The sequence below is a fragment of the Lysobacter capsici genome (assembly GCF_018732085.1).
Taxonomy (GTDB): Bacteria; Pseudomonadota; Gammaproteobacteria; order Xanthomonadales; family Xanthomonadaceae; genus Lysobacter; species Lysobacter capsici_A.
In genome coordinates, this window is record NZ_CP076103.1 from 2,290,428 (window position 1) to 2,308,998 (window position 18,571).

The window sequence follows — 18,571 nt, forward strand, 5'->3', positions numbered from 1 at the left end:
AGGATCAGGGCGAGCTCGGGCCGGGCTCGGGCCCGGCGATGCCGGGCGCGTGGCTCAGGTGCGCGGCCAGGAAGGCGCGCGCCTTGCGCCAGTCGCGGCGGATGGTGCGGTCGGTGAGGCCGAGCACTTCGCCGATCTCGATATCGCTCATGCCGGCGAAGTAGCGCATCTCGACCAGCTGGATCAGCCGCGGTTCGACTGCGCCGAGCGCATTGAGCGCATGGTCGATCGAGATCAGTTGTTCCAGGTCCGGGTCGTAGCTCGGCTCGGCATGCTCGGCGCCGTAGCTTTCCTCGAGCTTGAGCTGGTTGAGCCGGCGCGCTTCGTCGATCAGCGCGTAGCGCATCGCGCGCGACAGCACCGCCAGCAAATGCTGCCGGTTGTTCAAACTGAGCTTGTCCTGGTTCAAGCGCAGCCAGGTGCGATTGATCAGCGAGGTCGGCGAGCGCTTGCCGCGGCCCCAGCGGCGACGGATCTGCAAGGATGCGGCGTCGTGGAGCTCCTTGTAGAGCAGCGCGTACACTTTGTCCCAGGCGCCGGCCTGGCCGCCTTGCGCGGCGACGATCAATTCTGTGACCGAATCCAAGGTGTACTGGCCGAACTCGAACTCCGCCGGACCGATGGCCGGGCCGGGAGAGGGAGACTCTAGGCGGGAACTGTCGTGAGTCATGTCCGGGAGGCAGCGGTCTCTACGATATAACCAGATTAAGCGTTTGATACGTCAAACGGTACGGCTTGTCGATTGTTCCGGGTGCATTGCGCCATGCCGCTATTCACGTTACGCATAATATTTACTTACAAATAGCGTGTATTGCGCGCATTAACTCCCTCACGCTTTCTCACCGGGCACGTTTTTCACTGGCGCGATGCCGGTCCGCCGCCGTGCTCCGCCGCGGCCTTTGGCCCTTCGGCCCTCGCTCGATCCCGCAACCGTCAACCGCGCAGGCGCGCGTCGATCGCCAGGCGCAGACGGGCGACCTCGGCCCGGGCGGTACGCGCCGCGGCCGCGGCTTCGTTGGCGTCGCAGGCGCGAAAGCGCAGGCCGGTGTTCGGCCCGGCCTGGGCCAGGCGGGGCAGGTCGGCCGCGATCACGTGGCCCAACCGCGGATAGCCGCCGACGGTCTGCGCGTCGGCCAGCAGCACGATCGGTTGGCCGTCGGGCGGCAGTTGGAGGGTGCCGGGTGCGACCGGTTCGGACACACCGCCGCCGCCTGCATTCGCCAGCGCCGTGCCGGACAGGCGCAGGCCCTGGCGATTGCTCGCCGCATGCACGCGCCAGACCCGCTCGCCGAATTGCCGCGCGGCCTCGCGCACCGCCGGCGCCTGGCTGGCGCGGTAACGGATCGGCGCCTGCGGCTCGTGTTCGCAATACGGATCGATCCACCAGCGCGGCACCCGCGGCGTTGTCGCCTCGATGCGCGCGTGCGGGCCGAGCGGCAGCCGGTCGCCGGCGCGCAGCGCGCGGCCTTCGAATCCGCCGAAGCCGCCGCGCAGATCGGTGGCGCGGCTGCCGAGCACGTGCGGCAGGTCGAAGCCGCCATGCACCGCGAGCCAGGCATAGACGCCTTCGCGCATGCCGCCCAGGCGCAAGTGGCCGGCCGGCAGGTCGATCGGGCGCGCCTGCGGCAGGGCGTCGCCTTCGAAGCGCACCTCGCAGGCCGCGCCCATCACCGCGATGCGCAGCGGCCGCGGCAGGCGCAGGCTCGGGCCGTGCAGGGTGAATTCGAGCACCGCGGCATCGACCTGGTTGCCGACCAGGGCATTGGCGAGCGCGGCGCAGCCCGGGTCGAGCGCGCCGCCGCGGGCGATGCCCAGATGACGCCAACCATCGCGGCCCAGGTCCTGCACGTGGCTCAGCGGACCGGGCGCGATCACTTCGATGTAGCTCGCGCTCATGCCTGCGCCTGCAAACGCGCGAAGTGCGCCGCGTCGATGGCGAGGAAGCGCACGCGGTCGCCGGGCAGCAGCAGGCTCGGCTGCGCGCGCGAGGGATCGAACAAGGTCAACGGCGTGCGGCCGAGCAGCCGCCAGCCGCCCGGGCCGGGGCGGGGATAGATGCCGGTCTGCGCGCCGCCGATGGCGACGCTGCCGGCCGCCACTTGCGTGCGCGGCGTGGCCAGACGCGGCAACGCCAGTGCGGAGTCCAGGCCGGACAGGTACGGAAAGCCCGGCGCGAATCCGATCATCGCAACCGTGTAGAGCGCTTCGCTGTGGCGCTGGATCAGCGCCGACGCCGACAGGCCGAGTTCGGCCGCGCCGGTCACCAGGTCGGGGCCGAACTCGCCGCCGTAGGCGACCGGGATTTCGACCGTGCGCGATTCGACCGCGCGCGGCGCGAGCGATTGGAGATGATCGGCGTCGCGCGTTTCGTCGCAACGCGCCCGCAGCCAGTCGCGCACTGCATCGGCATCGATCGCGCGGCTGTCGAAGAACACCGCCAGGCTCGCGTACGCGGGCACCAGATCGCGCAGCCACGCCGGCGCCTGCGCGCGCAGGCGCGCGGCCAGCGCATGGATGCGCGCGTTGAGCGCATCGTCGATGACCTCGCCCAGGCGCAGCAGCCAGGCATCGTCGGACAGCGCTTCGAATTCGATCGCCGCGTCCGGCGCGGCGGATTGCGCGCGCGGGTTCACGCGTTCAGCGCGTCCTGCAGGCGGCGGATGCGTTGCACCAGCGCATCGGGCGAATACGGCTGCGCGGTCGCCATGCCCCAGACCGGGCGCGGCCAGGCGATGTCCTCGCGATAGCGCGCGATCACATGCACGTGCAACTGCGGCACCAGATTGCCGAGCGCGGCGACATTGAGCTTGTGCGGCGCGAAGCCGGCCTGCAGCGCGCGGCTGGTGCGGGCGATTTCGCGGGTCAAGGTGAGTTGCTGGTCCTCGTCGAGATCGATCAGTTCGACCGCGCCGTCCACCCGCGGCACCAGGATCAGCCACGGATGGTTGGCGTCGTCCATCAGCCGCAGTTCGCTGAGTTCGAATTGCGCCAGCGGGTGGGTGTCGTCGGCGAGTTGCGGGTGCAGGTGCCAGGGGTTCATTTGAGGCTGTCCGCGAGAAAGGCGAGGGTGCGGGTCCAGGCCAGCGCGGCGCTGGCGGGCTCGTAGGCGTCGCCGACATCGCGATTGAAGCCGTGGCTGGCCTCATAGACATGGATCGGTGCGAGCGGCAGCGCCTGGCGATGCTGTTCGATCGCTTCGGGCGGGATGCTGCCGTCGTGGCGACCGAAGTGGAACATGATCGGTGCGCGCACCGCCGCGCGCGCCGCCTCGTCGAGAAACCGCAGCGTTTGCGCGCCGTAGTAGCTCACCGCCGGCAGGTCGAGCCGGGTATTGGCCAGGAACGCCAGCGAACCGCCCCAGCAGAAGCCGACCGCGGCGGTGCGCAATCCTTCGCTTTGCAGCAGGTGCGCCGCGGCGCCGACGATCTCGGTCGCGCGGTCGAAACCGACCCGGTCGCGCAATTCGCGGCCGCGCGCATAGGCCGACTGTTCGTAGTCCAGTTCCACGCCCGCCTCGACCGGATCGAACAGGGCCGGCGCCAGCGCGAGGTAACCGGCCTGGGCGAAACGCTCGGCGACCTCGCGGATATGCGCGTTGACGCCGAAGATCTCCTGAATGACCACCACGCCGCCCAGCGGCACGCCGGTCGGGTCGGCGCGCCAGGCCTGGACGGGGCCGGCGGGGGTGTCGAGATCGATCCAGTGAGCCATCGGCTACTCCTCAGTGGCGAGAAACCCGGCGGGCGTTCACCCGCAAGGCAGGGTCAGTTTAGCCCCGGAGGCTATAATTCGCGCCCCCGGCCGCTTCGCCGGCCGCCGGCTCGCGTTTCGCGCCCGGATTCTCTCGTTCAGGTCTCTTCCCGCATGTCTTCCGCCAGCAGCGTCTCGCCAGCCAATCCCAAAGTCGGTTTCGTCAGCCTCGGTTGCCCGAAGGCCCTGGTCGATTCCGAGCGCATCCTCACCCAGTTGCGCGTGGAGGGCTACGACATCGTCCAGACCTACGACGATGCCGACGTGGTGGTGGTCAACACCTGCGGCTTCATCGATTCGGCGGTGACCGAATCGCTGGACGCGATCGGCGAGGCGATCGCCGAGAACGGCAAGGTCATCGTCACCGGTTGCCTGGGCAAGCGTTCGGAACTGATCCGCGAAGCGCATCCGGGCGTGCTGTCGATCAGCGGCCCGCAGGACTACGGCAGCGTGATGAGCGCGGTGCATGCGGTGCTGCCGCCCAAGCACGACCCGTTCATCGACTTGGTGCCGCGACGCGACGACGGCATCGGCGTCAAGCTCACGCCGAAGCATTATGCGTATCTGAAGATTTCCGAAGGCTGCAATCACCGTTGCAGCTTCTGCATCATCCCGTCGATGCGCGGCGATCTGGTCTCGCGCCCGGTCGATCAGGTGCTGCGCGAAGCCGAAAAACTCGCGATGGGCGGGGTCAAGGAACTGCTGGTGATCTCGCAGGACACCTCGGCCTACGGCGTCGACGTGAAGTACGCGCAGCACGAATGGCGCGGCAAGCCGTACCAGACCCGGATGAAGGCGCTATGCGAGGGTCTGAGCGAACTGGGCATCTGGACGCGCCTGCATTACGTGTATCCGTACCCGCATGTCGACGAGATCATCCCATTGATGGCCGACGGCAAGCTGCTGCCGTACCTGGACATTCCGTTCCAGCACGCCAGCCCGCGCGTGCTCAAGCTGATGAAGCGCCCCGGCGCGGTCGACAAGACCCTCGAACGCATTCAGCGCTGGCGCTCGATCGCTCCGGACATCGCGATCCGCAGTACCTTCATCGTCGGTTTCCCGGGCGAGACCGAGGCCGAGTTCGAAGAACTGCTGGATTTCCTCGACGAAGCCCAGCTCGACCGGGTCGGCGCATTCGCCTATTCGCCGGTCGACGGCGCCCGCGCCAACGATCTGCCCGATCCGATCGACGAGGACGTCAAGCAGGAGCGGCTGGCGCGTTTCATGGAGCGTCAGGCCGAGATCTCGGCGAACAAGCTCGAAGCCAAGGTCGGCAGCGTGCAGCGCTGCATCGTCGACGCGCTCGACGGCGACCTGGCGATCGCGCGTTCGATGGCCGACGCGCCGGAGATCGACGGCTTGGTGCAGATTCAGAACGGTCTGGAAGCGCAGCTGCGGGTGGGGCAGTTCGTCGATGTCGAGATCATGGGCAGTGATGAGCATGATCTGTTTGGTGAGGCGGTGCTGGAGGATTGAGTCGGGTCGGTGGCGATGTAGCAAGGCCGCATGGCGCCGGCCCGCTCGCATCGAAGCTGCGTGTACCGACTGTAGGAGCGCAGCAAGTCGCGACCGCGTCATCTCGGTTGCGTCGGGGCTTGCGTAATCGGTGCGAATTCGCGGTCGCAGCTTACGCAGCTCCTGCTGGGGTACTTCAAAGGGCGCGTCGATCGGAGGAGATTTCGGCCCGATCGCTTCGTGGCTGCGTGTACCGACTGTAGGAGCGCCGCAAGTCGCGACCGCGCCATCTCGGTTGCGTCGGGGCTTTCGCAATCGTCGCGAATTCGCGGTCGCAGCTTGCGCAGCTCCTACAGGGACTTCGGGATAGCACGTCGGTGGGCGCGAGGCGACCGCGTCATTGCGGTTGCGTCATTGCGGCCGCGTAGAAATTCTTGCGTACCTGCAATCTACCCCGACCGTCATTCCCGCGAAGGCGGGCTTCGCTTTACTTCGGCGAAGCCGAATATCCAGGGTCTTTCGTGCGATAACGCTTGAAGTCACTGGATGTTCGGCTGCGCCGAAGTAAAGCAGAGCCCGCCTTCGCGGGAATGACGAGCAAAAGCAAGAAGCGCCAGCGGAAGCGTCATCCTCAAACCCAAACCTCAAACCCGAATCTCAAATCCCTAATCCCTAATCCCTACGTCTCAAACCGCCACCCCAGCCGCATGCCCCGACGCCCAGGCCCACTGGAAGTTGTAGCCGCCCAACCAGCCGGTCACGTCGATCACCTCGCCGATGAAATACAGCCCCGGCACGCGCTTGGACATCATCGTGCTCGACGACACTTCGTCGGTGTCGACCCCGCCCAGGGTGACCTCGGCGGTGCGATAGCCTTCGGTGCCGCTGGCGACCAACGGCCACGCGCTCAAGGTCGACGCGAGTTGCTTGAGCTCCGGCGCGTTGTACTGCTTCATCGGCTTGTTGCTCAGCCACAGCTCGCACAGGCGCTGCGCGAAGCGCTTCGGCATCGCGTCGCCGAGCACGGTCTTGAGCTCCGCCGCGGGCCGCTCGCGCTGCTGCGCCAGCAGCCAATCCATCGCGTCGTGGCCGGGCAGCAGGTCCAGGCGCAGATCGTCGCCGGGTTGCCAGTACGAGGAAATCTGCAGGATCGACGGACCGCTCACGCCGCGATGGGTGATCAGCAACTGGTTGCTGAAACTGCGGCCGTTGCAGCTGGCGGTGACCGGCAGCGCCACGCCGCTGAGGTCCTGCAGACGTTCCTGATGCTTGCCGCTGAGGGTCAACGGCACCAGCCCGGCGCGGGTCGGCAGCACGGTGTGGCCGTAGCTGCGCGCCAGTTCGTAACCGAAGCCGCTTGCGCCCATGCTCGGAATCGACAGGCCGCCGCTGGCGACCACCAACGATGCGCACGACACCGCGCCCTGCGTGGTATGCATGCGAAACACGCTGTCGCCCTCGCCACGCACGACGCGCTCGATCGAATAGCCGGTGTTGATGCGCACCCCGGCCGCCAGGCATTCGTCGACCAGCATCTTGACGATCAGCTTGGACGACTCGTCGCAGAACAACTGGCCGAGTTCTTTCTCGTGGTAGGCGATGCGATGGCGCTCGACCATCGCGATGAAATCCCACGGCGTAAAGCGCGCCAGCGCCGACTTGCAGAAATGCGGGTTGGCCGACAGATAGTTGGCCGGGGTGGTGCCGGTGTTGGTGAAATTGCAGCGTCCGCCGCCGGACATCAGGATTTTCTTGCCGACCTTGTTGGCATGCTCGATCACCAGCACGCGCCGGCCGCGCTGGCCGGCGGTCAAGGCGCACATCAAGCCGGCGGCGCCGCCGCCGACGATCACCGCGTCGAACGTTTCGGCCACTTCAGGCCGCCCGTGCGTCCGTGCTCTGACGCACCGTCGGGGTGAAGGTCAGGGCGGACTTGTCGTTGCTGAGCGCGACTTCCTCGTCGGCGATCTGGCAGTCCAGGCGGAAACTGCGCTCGACCATCGCCGCCATCGCCTCGACCGAGGCCGGGTCGATGTCGAGCACGGTGAGGTTTTTCAATCGACGCAGGATCGCGACGTTCTTGTCCCACCAAATGTTCGCCGCATTGCCGCCGTAATTCACCACCACGACTTGCCGCGCGCGCCCGCAGGCCTTGCGAATGCGCGATTCGTCCGGCTGGCCCACATCGATCCACAGTTCGATATCGCCGGTGTAATCGCGCAGGGCGATGTCCGGTTCGTCCTCGCTGCTCAGACCGGGGCCGAATTCGAGGCGCTCGTGCGCATTCAAGGCGAACGCCAGCATGCGCACCATCAACCGCTGCGGGGTTTCCGACGGATGCTGGGCCAGGGTCAGCTGATGCGCGGCGTAGTAATGCCGGTCCATGTCGCTGATTTGCAGTTCGATCTTGACGATGGTGGCATTGGGCGCCATGGAGATGCCTGCAGGAAAACAGCGCGTATTCTAGACTTTGCCGGCGCGTGCTGCCGGTTTGGGCGGATTTGCCTGGGTCGGCGCCGATTCGATTCGGGCCGGGTCAGCCGGGGCCGGCCCCATTCAGACCGACCGTGGCCTGCGTTGCGATCCGCAACGCCGAGCGTGCGACAGCTCGAACAGCGCCACGGCCATCGCACCGGCGCGTGACCGCGCCAATGCGGGCGGGATTGTCCGTGGCTGCGTTCGTGCCCCGCGCCGATCGGCGAAGATAGCGGCATGTCCGCCGTCGATCCCGATTCCGCGTCAGCCAACGTGCCGCCGAGCCGCCTGCAGTTGCCGCCCGGTCCCTGGGCGAGCTTACTCGACGGGCTGTGCGCGCGGTTTCCGGCGATCGATCGCGCGACCTGGCTCGATCGTTTCGCGCGCGGCCGCGTCCACGATGCGCAGGGCCGGCCGTTGGCCGCGGATACGCCGTATCGCGCCGGCATGGAGATCGGGTATTTCCGCGAGGTCGAACGCGAGCCGGCGATTCCGTTCACACAGCGCGTGCTGTATCGCGATGCGCGCCTGCTGGTGGTCGACAAGCCGCATTTCCTGCCGGTCGCGCCGGCCGGCGCGTTCGTCAACGAAACCCTGCTGGGGCGTCTGCAGCGGCAGTTCGGCGAACCTGGGCTGGCGCCGCTGCATCGGCTCGATCGCGGCACCGCCGGCGTGGTGATGTTTTCGCGCGAGCCGGCCAGTCGCGATGCGTACCAGGCTTTGTTTCGCGAGCGGCGCATTTTCAAGCGCTACGAAGCGCTGGCCGCGCCGTTGCCGGGGTTGCAGTTTCCGCTGCTGCATCGCTCGCGCATGGCGCCGGGCGAGCCGTTCTTTCTGATGCGCGAGGTCGAGGGCGAGCCCAACAGCGAAACCTGGATCGAGGTGATCGCGCGCGATGGGCCGCTGTGGCGGTATGGGCTGGAACCGGTGAGCGGGCGCAAGCACCAGTTGCGGGTGCATATGGCGTCGCTCGGCGCGCCGATCGCGAACGACGGGTTTTATCCGCTGGCGGCGCAGGCGCAGGACGATTTCGAGCGGCCGTTGAAGTTGCTGGCGCGGTCGTTGCGGTTCGTCGATCCGTTCGATGGGCTGGAGCGTTCTTTCGTCAGTGGTTTCGAGCTTTGAGTTTGATCGCGGTGTTGCGGGTTTCGCCGTGCTCGAGGTGTCGCGGTCGGGGCTGAAGCGCCCTCCCACAAAAGACTTCGTTGTGTGCGCGCGATGGTTCAATTCGCACGCCTTATGGGCCTCGTACGACGGTTTCAATGACTGCGACGGCCGCGAGGTCTTTGGTGGGAGGGCGCTTCAGCCCCGACCGAGGTCCGATGCATCTCCAGGTGCGCATCGCGCCATGCCCGTGCTCCCGGACTAAACCCATTCCCGCGAGGGGAGGGTGTAGCGACGCTGCGGCCGCCCGATCAGGTCGAGGAAGTTGTTGAACACCGCATCGGCGCGCGTCTGCATGGCCTGGATATGCTCGGCCGTCTGCGCGCGTATGACCGCCTCGCTGGTGTCTTGGCCCAGTTCGGCCAGTTCCTCGCGGTAGACCGGATTGGCCAGCCAGCGTTCGATCAGCGGCACGTCCATTTCCAGATGGAACTGGAAACCGTAGACGTTGTCGCCCCAGCGGAAGGCCTGCTGCTCGCAGCTGTCGGTGCAGGCCAGGTGCTGCGCGCCCTGCGGGATCTCGAAGCTGTAGCGATGCCACTGGAACACCGGCGCGGCTTGCGCGAGCGGCGCGAGCACCGGGTCGTCGCGGCCGGCGTCGGTGGTCTGCAGCGGATACCAGCCGATCTCGGGGCGATGGTGCTTGCGCACCGGCGCGCCAAGCACATGCGCGAGCAACTGCGCGCCCAGGCAGATGCCGAGCACCGGCTTGCCTTGCTGGAGCATGCGTTCGATCGCCAGCAGCTCGGTGCGCAGATGTGGGCGCGCGGCCTGGTCTTCGACGTTCATCGGCCCGCCGAGCACGATCAGCCCGCGGTAGCGGTCGACATTGGGCTGGGCGTCGGGGTCGCGGTCGAAATTGGTGAAGCGAATGCGATGGCCGCGCCGCCGGATCAACGGATCCAGCGTACCCAGCGGTTCGGCGGCGACGTGTTGGAAGACCAGGATGCGGGACATGAGGGGCGGCGTTGCGGCTTGCGCTCACGACTATGCCAAACCGCGGCGCGTGTGTGGGCGCTGCGGCTTATGAATTTCGGTGTGGTTGCTTCGGTGCCGATATGCCGCGGCGATCAAGCTCCCTCTCCCACGTCCTCTCCCTCTCCCGCTTGCGGGGTGAGCGGATGCTGCTTGCGAGCCATTGGCTCGCGCATCCGCGAACGCCCAAGCGCTTGTCGCTTGGGCCGGGGCGGGCTGGGGTGAGGGTGCTTGTGGTAGCGACGTAGTCACGAGGTCGCGTGCCCTCATCCGGTCCTTCGGACCACCTTCTCCCGCGAGCGGGAGAAGGATTCAAATCGAAACTCGACTCCCGATTCCCGAATCAATCACCGCGGCTTGAACGGCTTCCTCGGCCCGGTATGCGGACCGCGCGGGCCACCGGGGCCGCCCGGACGCGGGCCGCCGTGCGGCTTGTGGCCGCCCGGACGCGGTGCGCCCGGACCGGCGGGACGGCGCGAACGGCCGCCTTCGAGGTCACCCGGCGCGGCGCGCTGGATGCGCAGCGGATGGCCGGACACGCGCACCTTCTTGAGGTGCTCCATCAGTTCGCGCGGCATGCCCTCGGGCAGGTCGACCAGGGTGTAGTCGTCGCGGATGTCGATGCGGCCGATGTAGCGGCTTTCCAGGTCGGCTTCGTTGGCGATCGCGCCGACGATGTTGCCCGGCTGCACGCCGTGGCTGTGGCCGACTTCGATGCGGAAGGTTTCCATGCCGACATCGGATTCGCCGCGCGGCGCGCGCTCTTGCGAGCGCTCATGCGAACGTTCCTGCCGCGGCGCCGGTGCCTCGTCGTCGAAGAAGGCTTCGGCGGCGTTGGCCGGGCGCGTGGCCGAGGGCGGGGTGTACTGGCGTTCTTCATGGCGCGGGGTCGGCGCGGCGCGCTCGTATTCGCGCGGCGGTCGCGGATCGGCGCGGCGCGTGTCCGGGCGCGGCGCGTCCTGCCGGTAGTCCTGGCGATGCGCGCCGGAGTTGGAGGCGTTGTCGCGCTCGTTGAACTTGCGCGTGGCCTGGCCGCGATGCTCGCGCGGGCCGTCGCGTTCTTCGCGCGCGTACTTCGGCGGCGCCGGCGGCGGGGTCAGCAGCAGCGGATTGTCGCCCTGCACCAGCTTGGCCAGGGCCGCGGCGATCTCCACCGCGGGCACGTTCTTCTCGCGCTCGTAGCGTTCGACCATGTCGCGGAACAGGCTCAGGTCGCTGCTTTCCAGCGCGTCGCTGATCTTGCCGAGGAAACGCGAAACGCGCTGCTCGTTGACCGTCTCCACGCTCGGCAGCTCCATCGGCTCGATCGGCTGCCGGGTGGCGCGTTCGATCGCGCGCAGCATGCCGCGCTCGCGCGGAGTCACGAACAAGATCGCCTCGCCCTTGCGCCCGGCGCGGCCGGTGCGGCCGATACGGTGGACGTAGCTTTCGGTGTCGTAGGGAATGTCGTAGTTCAGCACGTGGCTGATGCGGTCCACGTCGAGGCCGCGCGCGGCGACGTCGGTGGCGACCAGCACGTCGATCTTGCCGTCCTTGAGGTTCTGGATGGTTTTCTCGCGCTGCTGCTGCTGCACGTCGCCGTTGATCGCGGCGGCCGAAATGCCCCGGGCCGACAGCTTCTCGGCCAGTTCGTCGGTGCCCAGCTTGGTGCGCGCGAACACGATCATCGCGTCGAAGGATTCGGCTTCCAGGATGCGGGTCAGCGCGTCGAGCTTGTGCACGCCGCTGACCGACCAGTAGCGCTGGCGGATGTTGGCGGCGGTGGTCGTGGTCGACTTGATCGCGATCTCGACCGGGTCTTTCAGATAGGTCTGGGCGATGCGCTTGATCTGCGAGGGCATGGTCGCCGAGAACAACGCGACCTGGCGCGATTCGGGGGTCTTCTTGAGCACGTTCTCGACGTCGTCGATGAAGCCCATGCGCAGCATTTCGTCGGCTTCGTCGAGCACCAGGCAGCGCAGCTCGGACAGGTCCAGGGTGCCGCGGTCGAGGTGATCGATCACTCGGCCCGGGGTGCCGACGACCACATGCACGCCGCGCTTGAGCGCCTGCAACTGCGGGTAGTAGCTCTGGCCGCCGTAGATCGGCAGCACGTGGAAGCCGGGCAGATGCACGGCGTACTTCTGGAACGCCTCGGCGACCTGGATCGCCAGTTCGCGGGTCGGCGCCAGCACCAGCGCCTGCGGCTTGAATTGCTTGGGATCGATCTGGGCCAGGATCGGCAGCGCGAATGCGGCGGTCTTGCCGGTGCCGGTCTGGGCCTGGCCGAGCAGGTCGCGGCCCTCGAGCAGCGGCGGAATGGTCGCGGCCTGGATCGGCGAGGGCGACTCGTAGCCGACATCGGCCAGCGCGCGCAGCAGCGGCGCGGACAGGGCGAGGTCGGTGAATTTGGGAGTAGCGGGGGAATCGGAGGGGGTATTGGGCATGTCGGCGCTCATGACGAGGCTCCAGCAGCGCCGGCAGGGCCGGTCGGGAAGACCGACCAGTTTACTCGCATGCGTGTGGAGCGAAGGCTCTTGCGGGCGGGGGAGTTCAGGAAAACCGGGAAATCAAGGCGGTGAAGACAGGCGATCGGGGCGGTTTTCGGACGATCGCGGGGCGCGGCCGCCTGCGTGCTGCGCGTGATCGGCGCGAGCGTTCGCGCGGATTATCGGTGCGATGCGGGCAGGGCCGAGTACCGATGATCGGTAAAAAACACCTTGATTAATGCGACTGGCATGGTGCTTTGAGGACGCCGCGAGGGCATGTCGAATCGGCCCGGCATCGCCGGTTCTTCATTTCAGCCATGGGGGCCTCCTGACCCCTTCAGCCCCTCCTGTGCCGTATCGGGCCGTTAAGCATCGGCCCGTCTGCGTGCTTGCAGCTTCTGCACGATTATGCACAATTACACTCAATCAATAACGATTGAGCCCCATCATGTCCGCCGAAGAACTGCTGCCGCAGCAGCGCCACCGCCTGATCCTCGAGCGCCTGTTGGCCCAGGGCCGGGTGATCGCGGTCGATCTGGCGCGCGAACTGGAGGTCTCGCACGACACCATCCGCCGCGATCTGCGCGAAATGGCGGCCGCCGGCCAATGCCGGCGCGTCTACGGCGGCGCCTTGCCGCTGGCGCCGGACAACGGCCCGATCGCGCTGCGCCAGACCCAGGCGCCGGGCCGCAAGGCCGCGCTGGCGCGCGTCGCGGTCGGACTGATCGAGCGCGGCCAGCTGATCTTTCTCGATGCCGGTTCGACCAACATCGCCATCGCCCAGGCTTTGCCGCACGGCTACGGCCTCACCGTGGCGACCAATGCGCCGGCGATCGCGGCCGTGCTGGCGCTGCGCGAGGACCTGCAACTGATCGTGATCGGCGGCCGGGTCGACGCGCGAATCGGTGCGAGCCTGGGCGCGGTGGCGATCCGCGATGCGCAGGCGATCCGCGGCGACATGTACTTCGCCGGTGTCTGCGGCGCGGATGCGCAGGCCGGTATCAGCGCGCTCGACTACGAAGACGCGCAGTTCAAGCAGGCGGTCGCGGGGGCGAGTCGCGCGGTGGTGGCGGTGGCGACCGACGAAAAGCTCGGCACGGCCGCGCCGTTCGCGGTGGCGGCGGCCGAGGATCTGCATGCGCTGGTGATCGAGCGCGGCGCCGATGCGGCGCAGTCGCGCGCGTTCGAGGGCCTGGGCGTGCGGGTGGTGCGGGCGGAGGCGGTGGCGTGAGGGCGGTGTGGGTGGCCGGCGTCGGATCGAAAGGCGTCGGGGTTGAAACCCCTCCCACAAGAAACCTCGCGGCTGAAGCGCCTCTGGCACTGGATCTCGAGGTTGATCGCACTGGATCTCGAAGCCGAAGTTCTATCTGAAATGCCGCGGACCCAAGCGCCCTCCCGACAAATGACTGCGCAGTTAAAGCGCTCTCGCAAAGCGGCTCGCATTCTTGGACTCGACTCAATTCGAATTTTCTCAGGCGACGCGATTTGAATCGTTGCCGCAGCGCGACTGGAAATCTGTCTGGAAATCCGCAGCGCTTGAATCCGCAACGCCGTGCGAACCCCCGAGGTTTTTTGTGCGAGGGGTTTCAACTCCGACGCTTTCTCTTCCGACGCCGTCACTCCCACCTGCAAGCCCGACTTGAACCTGCAATCTCTTGTGAAGCTCCGAGGTTTTTCGTGGGAGGGGTTTCAACCCCGACGCTTTCCGTTCCGCCGCCGCCGCCGCCGATCCCACCTGCACCCCCCGACTTGAACCTGCAAACCCCCACCTGATCCCATGCCTGCCCCGGAGTTCCAACCCCTCATGAGCGAATCCGACCCCAGCGCCGCCGCCACGGCCGCCGCATCCGGCCATCCAGCCAGCGCCGCACAGCGCGCACCGATCGGCGCAGTCGAGCGCCTGTCGACCCGCATCGCCTTCTTCATCGCCGGACTGGCGATGGCTGCGTGGGCGCCTCTGGTGCCTTACGCAAAAGCGCGCACCGGCGTCGACGACGGCACCCTGGGCCTGCTGCTGCTCGCACTGGGCGCCGGTTCGCTGGTGACCATGCCGCTGACCGGCGCGATCGCCGGCCGCTACGGTTGCCGCCGGGTGATCCTGCTGGCCAGCGCGGTGGTGTGCGCGAGCCTGCCGCTGCTCGCGCATTTCTCCGACGTGCCATCGATGGCGCTGACCTTGTTCGTGTTCGGCGCGGCGATCGGCAGCATCGACGTGGCGATCAACATCCAGGCGGTGATCGTCGAAAAAGCCAGCGGCCGCGCGCTGATGTCGGGGTTCCATGGCTTTTTCAGCGTCGGCGGCATCGCCGGCGCGGGCCTGGTCAGCGCGATGCTGTGGTGGCAGGTCGCGCCGTTGAACGCGGCGCTGGGCATCGCGGTATTGCTCGCGCTGCTGATGCTGTTCGGCGGCCGCGGCCTGCTGCGCTATGGCGACGACAGCCACGGCGGCGGCTCGATGTTCGTGTTGCCGCATGGCATCGTGATCGTGCTCGGCGTGCTGTGTTTCATCGTGTTCCTGGCCGAGGGCGCGATGCTCGACTGGAGCGCGCTGCTGCTGGTGTCGCAGCGCGCGGTCGACGCGAGCGTGGCCGGCATCGGTTATGCGGTGTTCGCCGCGGCGATGACCATCGGCCGCTTCAACGGCGACCGCATCGTGCAGCGGTTCGGTCCGCGGCCGATTCTGATGGTGGGTGGGGCTTGCGCGGCGGCCGGGTTTCTTCTTGCCGCGCTGGTGCCTTCCGCGACTGCGACCTTGATCGGCTTTGCCTTGGTGGGTTTCGGCTGTTCCAACATCGTGCCGGTGCTGTTCACCGCCGCCGGCAACCAGAAGGCCATGCCGTCGGGTCCGGCGATCTCGGCGATCAGCACCTTGGGCTATGCCGGCATCCTCACCGGTCCGGCCGGGATCGGCTGGATCGCGAAGATCAGCAGCCTGCCGCTGGCGTTCGTGGTGCTGGGCCTGGCCTTGATCGCGGTCGCGGCCAGCGCGCGGATCGTCGCGGCCAGGCGCTGAATCCGTTGCGCGTGGCGCTCAACGCGGGCGCCGCGCCAGCCAGCGATCGAGTTGCGCGGCGAAGGCTTGCCGGTCGCGCGCGTGGAAGGCCGGCGGGCCGCCGGTCTGGATGCCGGCGCCGCGCAGTTCGTCCATGAAATTGCGCACCGACAGTCGCTCGGCGATGTTGTCGCGGGTGTACAGGTCGCCGCGCGGGTTGAGCGCGACCGCGCCTTTTTCCAGCGCCAGCGAGGCCAGCGGGATGTCCTGAGTCACCACCAGATCGCCGGCGGCGAGGCGCTGCACGATTTCGTTGTCGGCCGCATCCAGTCCGCCCAGCACTTGGATGGCGCGGATGAAGCGCGACGGCGGCGTGCGCAGCCACTGGTTCGCGACCAAAGTCAGCGGCACCTGCGCGCGTTCGGCGGCGCGGAACAGGATCTCCTTGATCACGACCGGGCAGGCGTCGGCGTCGACCCAGATTTGCGGCGAAGCGGTGGCGGTCATGGCGTAACGAAGCCGGTGTCGAGGGCGAGGCCGGCAGTGTGACCGCCTTGGCCGGACACGTCATCGGCTTGCACCGGCGGCGGGTTCCGCGCTGGCGCGCAGCTCGCGATATCGGCCACGGCAAGCGGGCTGGTATTCTCGATGCCTGGCTTCCACGGCATCGGCCTGGAGCCTGCGGATACGGCGAACGGCGCCGATCCGGGGCAGGGGAACCGTCATGGATTGCGACTTTCCGCGTCACCCCAATCGCCGGCCGGCGCGCGTTTGCGCGAGCCGGTCTCGTGTTCGCGGGCGGCGGCGATGAGCGAGGCCGCGCCGCAATTCGAAGGCGAATTCGAAACCCACCTGACCGTCGCGGGCGAACGCGGCGAGTTGGATGGCGAGGGCCTGCTGCGCTTCGCCCAGGCGCACGGACTCAAGTGCCTGCAGATCGAACTCGCGCGCGGCACGCATGCTTTCCAGCCGATGCTCACCCGTCGCGGCCGAGGCGATCTGGCCGGCGAACTCGCGATCGCCGCACGCCTGGCCGCGCAGTTGCGCGACGCCGGTTTCGCGGTGTGCCGGACCAAGATCGAAGCCTCGCCGACGAACGCCGGCATTCCCCAGCACGAACACGAAGCGCAGCCGGGCCGTTATTTCGAAAGCCACATCAAGCTGTTGCTGTCGGCGCAGGCCGATACCGGCGAACTGGCCGCGCTGGCGATCGCCCACGGCGCGCACCTGTCGCGCAATGCGCTGCGGCGGCGCGACGATGGCCGCCACGAGCGCTTCGTGACCCAGCGTTATGCGCGCGGCGGCTTTCGCGCGGTCGACGCGGCGCTGCGCAATTTACTGGACGCGCTACGGCCGCTGGGCCATCGCCAGCTGAGCGTGGAGACCGAATACGTCGTGCACGACAGCAATCTGGCGATCGACGACGGCTGGATCGTGCCGGCCACCACGCTCGCCGCCAGCCCGGCGCCGGCGTTCGACGCGAACCACACCCCCAGGATCATGAGATGAGCCAGATCAGCCCGCCGCCTTCCGGCTATCCCAGCACCTTCCTGCTCGGCGGCGATCAGCGCCCGGATATTTTCGATCCGGCGCTGAAACATTACGGCCGCGCATTCCGCCCCGGCGAGCCGGTGTTCGCCGACGGCGGCGACCGGCGCCGCTGGTACGAAGCGCGCGCCTCGGTGATCGATCACGTGCTGCGCACCGTCGCGGCCTCGCCCTGGCGCGCACGCCTGCTGCTGCGCGGAAGCGTGCTGCTGCATGCGTTCATCGGCGAGAAGGCGCGCACGCCCGGCGATATCGATTGGGTGGTGCTGCCGGCGCACCTCAAATCCGACGACGCCCAGGCCGATACGATGCTGGAGGAGCTGACCGCGCGTGTGCTCGCCGAGCCGATCGCCGGACCGGCGCGACTGCATGCCGAGCCGATCGGACGCGACGAGATCTGGACCTACGAACGCGCCGACGGCATCCGCCTGAGCTTCGTGTGGTCGGTCGAAGGGCTGCCGGCCGGGACGATCCAGCTCGATTTCGTGTTCGGCGAAAAACTGCCGCAGGAACCGGTGGTCACGGCGGTCCCGGCCGCATCGGGCGAGCCGATCTATCTGCTGGGCGCCAGCGCCGAGTTGTCGTTGGCCTGGAAGATCCTGTGGCTGGAGACCGACAGCTATCCGCAGGGCAAGGACCTGTACGACGCGGTGATGCTGGCCGAGCACACGGTGTTGTCGATGGACCTGCTGCGGCAAGTGCTGGACATGAACAAGGACTGGATCTCGCAGGGCAGGGTGTTCGGGATGTCCAGCGTGATGGAGTGGCAGATCGACTGGAAGAATTTCCAGCGCGAATATCCCTGGGTGCAGGGCGATCTCGAGTCCTGGCGGCAGCGCCTGATCCAGTCGGTGATCGTCACGCGCAGCGCTTGAGGCAGTTCGCGCGCGGGGCCGTGCCGAGGGCGCAAACGGCGCCACGGATCGTCACGGCCGCGGCCGCGTTTCCCCGCTACCATGCCGCATCGCCCACGCCGGACGCGCCTCATGATCAAGGTTCATCACCTCAACAATTCCCGCTCGCAGCGCGTGTTGTGGCTGCTGGAAGAGCTCGAGCTGCCGTACGAGGTGATCCGCTACCAGCGCGATCCCAAGACCATGCTGGCGCCGAAGGAATTGCGCGCGATCCATCCGCTGGGCAAATCGCCGGTGGTCGAACTCGACGGCCAGGTGCTGGCCGAATCGGCGGCGATCATCGAAACCCTGACCGAACGCTACGACAGCGAGCACCGGGTGTCGCCGCCGCTGCAACCGCTGGAGGGCGAGGAGCGCATGCGCTATCGCTACTGGCTGCATTACGCCGAGGGTTCGGCGATGCCGCCGCTGCTGCTCAGCCTGGTGTTCTCGCGGCTCAAGCAGGCGCCGATGCCGTTCTTCGTCAAGCCGGTGGCGCGCGGCATCGCCGACAAGGCGCTGTCCTCGTTCGTCGGGCCGCAGCTGAAGCTGCACCTGGACTACATCGAAAGCGAACTGGGTCAGCGCGCGTGGTTCGCCGGCGAACGCTTCACCGCGGCCGACATCCAGATGAGCTTTCCGGTCGAAGCGGCGATGGCGCGGGCGAAGGACGGCCAGCGTCCGCGCATGCAGGCCTTCGTCGAGCGCATCCAGGCCCGGCCCGCGTATCAGCGCGCGCTGGAGAAGGGCGGGCCGTATTCGTTGCTGAGCTGAGCTGAGGCGATTGCGGCGGCGATCCGCGCGCGGCGAGCCCGGGCGGCTTGGATTGCCGGGGCCGCGCACCCATTAAA

General features: G+C 67.8%; 17 protein-coding genes. 7 read left to right on the top strand and 10 right to left on the bottom strand.

All coding sequences use genetic code 11. The features are described from left to right. Positions 1–4: 4 nt before the first annotated feature. The 5 genes from KME82_RS09505 to KME82_RS09525 form a co-directional block, all read right to left on the bottom strand. Positions 5–670, bottom strand: a complete 666-nt coding sequence (locus KME82_RS09505; RefSeq protein ID WP_215498283.1) for an ECF-type sigma factor — start codon at positions 668–670, stop codon at positions 5–7. 263 nt (positions 671–933) lie between these two features. Beyond that, a complete protein-coding gene (locus KME82_RS09510) occupies positions 934–1,896 on the bottom strand; it encodes a biotin-dependent carboxyltransferase family protein (protein WP_215498284.1) in 963 nt (320 codons plus the stop codon). After that, positions 1,893–2,633 carry a 5-oxoprolinase subunit PxpB gene (gene pxpB / locus KME82_RS09515; RefSeq protein WP_215498285.1) on the bottom strand — a complete coding sequence of 247 codons (741 nt, stop codon included), beginning with the start codon at positions 2,631–2,633 and terminating at the stop codon, positions 1,893–1,895. The genes KME82_RS09510 and pxpB overlap by 4 nt, the downstream gene beginning before the upstream one ends. Beyond that, the gene (locus KME82_RS09520; protein WP_215498286.1) at positions 2,630–3,040 is read right to left on the bottom strand and encodes an HIT family protein; all 411 of its coding nucleotides are present in this window, start codon (positions 3,038–3,040) and stop codon (positions 2,630–2,632) included. The genes pxpB and KME82_RS09520 overlap by 4 nt, the downstream gene beginning before the upstream one ends. Continuing rightward, a complete protein-coding gene (locus KME82_RS09525; protein WP_215498287.1) occupies positions 3,037–3,711 on the bottom strand; it encodes a dienelactone hydrolase family protein in 675 nt (224 codons plus the stop codon). The genes KME82_RS09520 and KME82_RS09525 overlap by 4 nt, the downstream gene beginning before the upstream one ends. A gap of 153 nt (positions 3,712–3,864) precedes the next feature. On the opposite strand from KME82_RS09525, the gene rimO reads away from it, so the two are divergent. After that, positions 3,865–5,226 (top strand): 30S ribosomal protein S12 methylthiotransferase RimO, encoded by a 1,362-nt coding sequence (gene rimO / locus KME82_RS09530; RefSeq protein ID WP_215498288.1) that lies wholly within the window; start codon positions 3,865–3,867, stop codon positions 5,224–5,226. Between the two features lie 665 nt (positions 5,227–5,891). Here the strand turns inward: rimO and KME82_RS09535 are convergent. Together KME82_RS09535 and KME82_RS09540 are read right to left on the bottom strand one after the other, a co-directional pair. Then, the gene (locus KME82_RS09535) at positions 5,892–7,028 is read right to left on the bottom strand and encodes an NAD(P)/FAD-dependent oxidoreductase (protein ID WP_215499028.1); all 1,137 of its coding nucleotides are present in this window, start codon (positions 7,026–7,028) and stop codon (positions 5,892–5,894) included. Positions 7,029–7,080: 52 nt separating this feature from the next. Then, positions 7,081–7,638, bottom strand: a complete 558-nt coding sequence (locus KME82_RS09540; RefSeq protein ID WP_215498289.1) for a YaeQ family protein — start codon at positions 7,636–7,638, stop codon at positions 7,081–7,083. 279 nt (positions 7,639–7,917) lie between these two features. Between KME82_RS09540 and KME82_RS09545 the strand changes: the two genes are divergently transcribed. Then, positions 7,918–8,805, top strand: a complete 888-nt coding sequence (locus KME82_RS09545; RefSeq protein WP_215498290.1) for a pseudouridine synthase — start codon at positions 7,918–7,920, stop codon at positions 8,803–8,805. Between the two features lie 240 nt (positions 8,806–9,045). On the opposite strand, the gene KME82_RS09550 is transcribed toward KME82_RS09545, so the two are convergent. Together KME82_RS09550 and KME82_RS09555 are read right to left on the bottom strand one after the other, a co-directional pair. Continuing rightward, a complete protein-coding gene (locus KME82_RS09550) occupies positions 9,046–9,801 on the bottom strand; it encodes a glutamine amidotransferase-related protein (RefSeq protein WP_215498291.1) in 756 nt (251 codons plus the stop codon). Between the two features lie 365 nt (positions 9,802–10,166). Then, positions 10,167–12,257: a DEAD/DEAH box helicase gene (locus KME82_RS09555; protein ID WP_252255678.1), complete on the bottom strand. Its 2,091-nt coding sequence runs from the start codon at positions 12,255–12,257 to the stop codon at positions 10,167–10,169. Between the two features lie 478 nt (positions 12,258–12,735). Here KME82_RS09555 and KME82_RS09560 point away from each other — a divergent pair, with 478 nt between their 5' ends. Both KME82_RS09560 and KME82_RS09565 read left to right on the top strand, forming a co-directional pair. Next, positions 12,736–13,518 (top strand): DeoR/GlpR family DNA-binding transcription regulator, encoded by a 783-nt coding sequence (locus KME82_RS09560; RefSeq protein ID WP_215498292.1) that lies wholly within the window; start codon positions 12,736–12,738, stop codon positions 13,516–13,518. A 573-nt stretch (positions 13,519–14,091) separates the two neighbouring features. Further along, complete coding sequence (locus tag KME82_RS09565; RefSeq protein WP_215498293.1) at positions 14,092–15,300, top strand: MFS transporter; 1,209 nt, start codon at positions 14,092–14,094, stop codon at positions 15,298–15,300. A gap of 18 nt (positions 15,301–15,318) precedes the next feature. Here KME82_RS09565 and KME82_RS09570 read toward each other — a convergent pair whose 3' ends face one another. Then, a complete protein-coding gene (locus KME82_RS09570; RefSeq protein ID WP_215498294.1) occupies positions 15,319–15,786 on the bottom strand; it encodes a YaiI/YqxD family protein in 468 nt (155 codons plus the stop codon). Between the two features lie 300 nt (positions 15,787–16,086). On the opposite strand from KME82_RS09570, the gene KME82_RS09575 reads away from it, so the two are divergent. The 3 genes from KME82_RS09575 (at position 16,087) to KME82_RS09585 (ending at position 18,494) form a co-directional block, all read left to right on the top strand. Beyond that, positions 16,087–16,788, top strand: coding sequence for a hypothetical protein (locus KME82_RS09575; protein ID WP_215498295.1), 702 nt, complete (start codon positions 16,087–16,089; stop codon positions 16,786–16,788). Then, complete coding sequence (locus KME82_RS09580; RefSeq protein WP_215498296.1) at positions 16,785–17,702, top strand: nucleotidyl transferase AbiEii/AbiGii toxin family protein; 918 nt, start codon at positions 16,785–16,787, stop codon at positions 17,700–17,702. Before KME82_RS09575 ends, KME82_RS09580 begins: the two co-directional genes overlap by 4 nt. A 111-nt stretch (positions 17,703–17,813) precedes the next feature. After that, positions 17,814–18,494 (top strand): glutathione S-transferase, encoded by a 681-nt coding sequence (locus KME82_RS09585; protein WP_096414204.1) that lies wholly within the window; start codon positions 17,814–17,816, stop codon positions 18,492–18,494. The last annotated feature ends 77 nt before the right edge of the window (positions 18,495–18,571 follow it).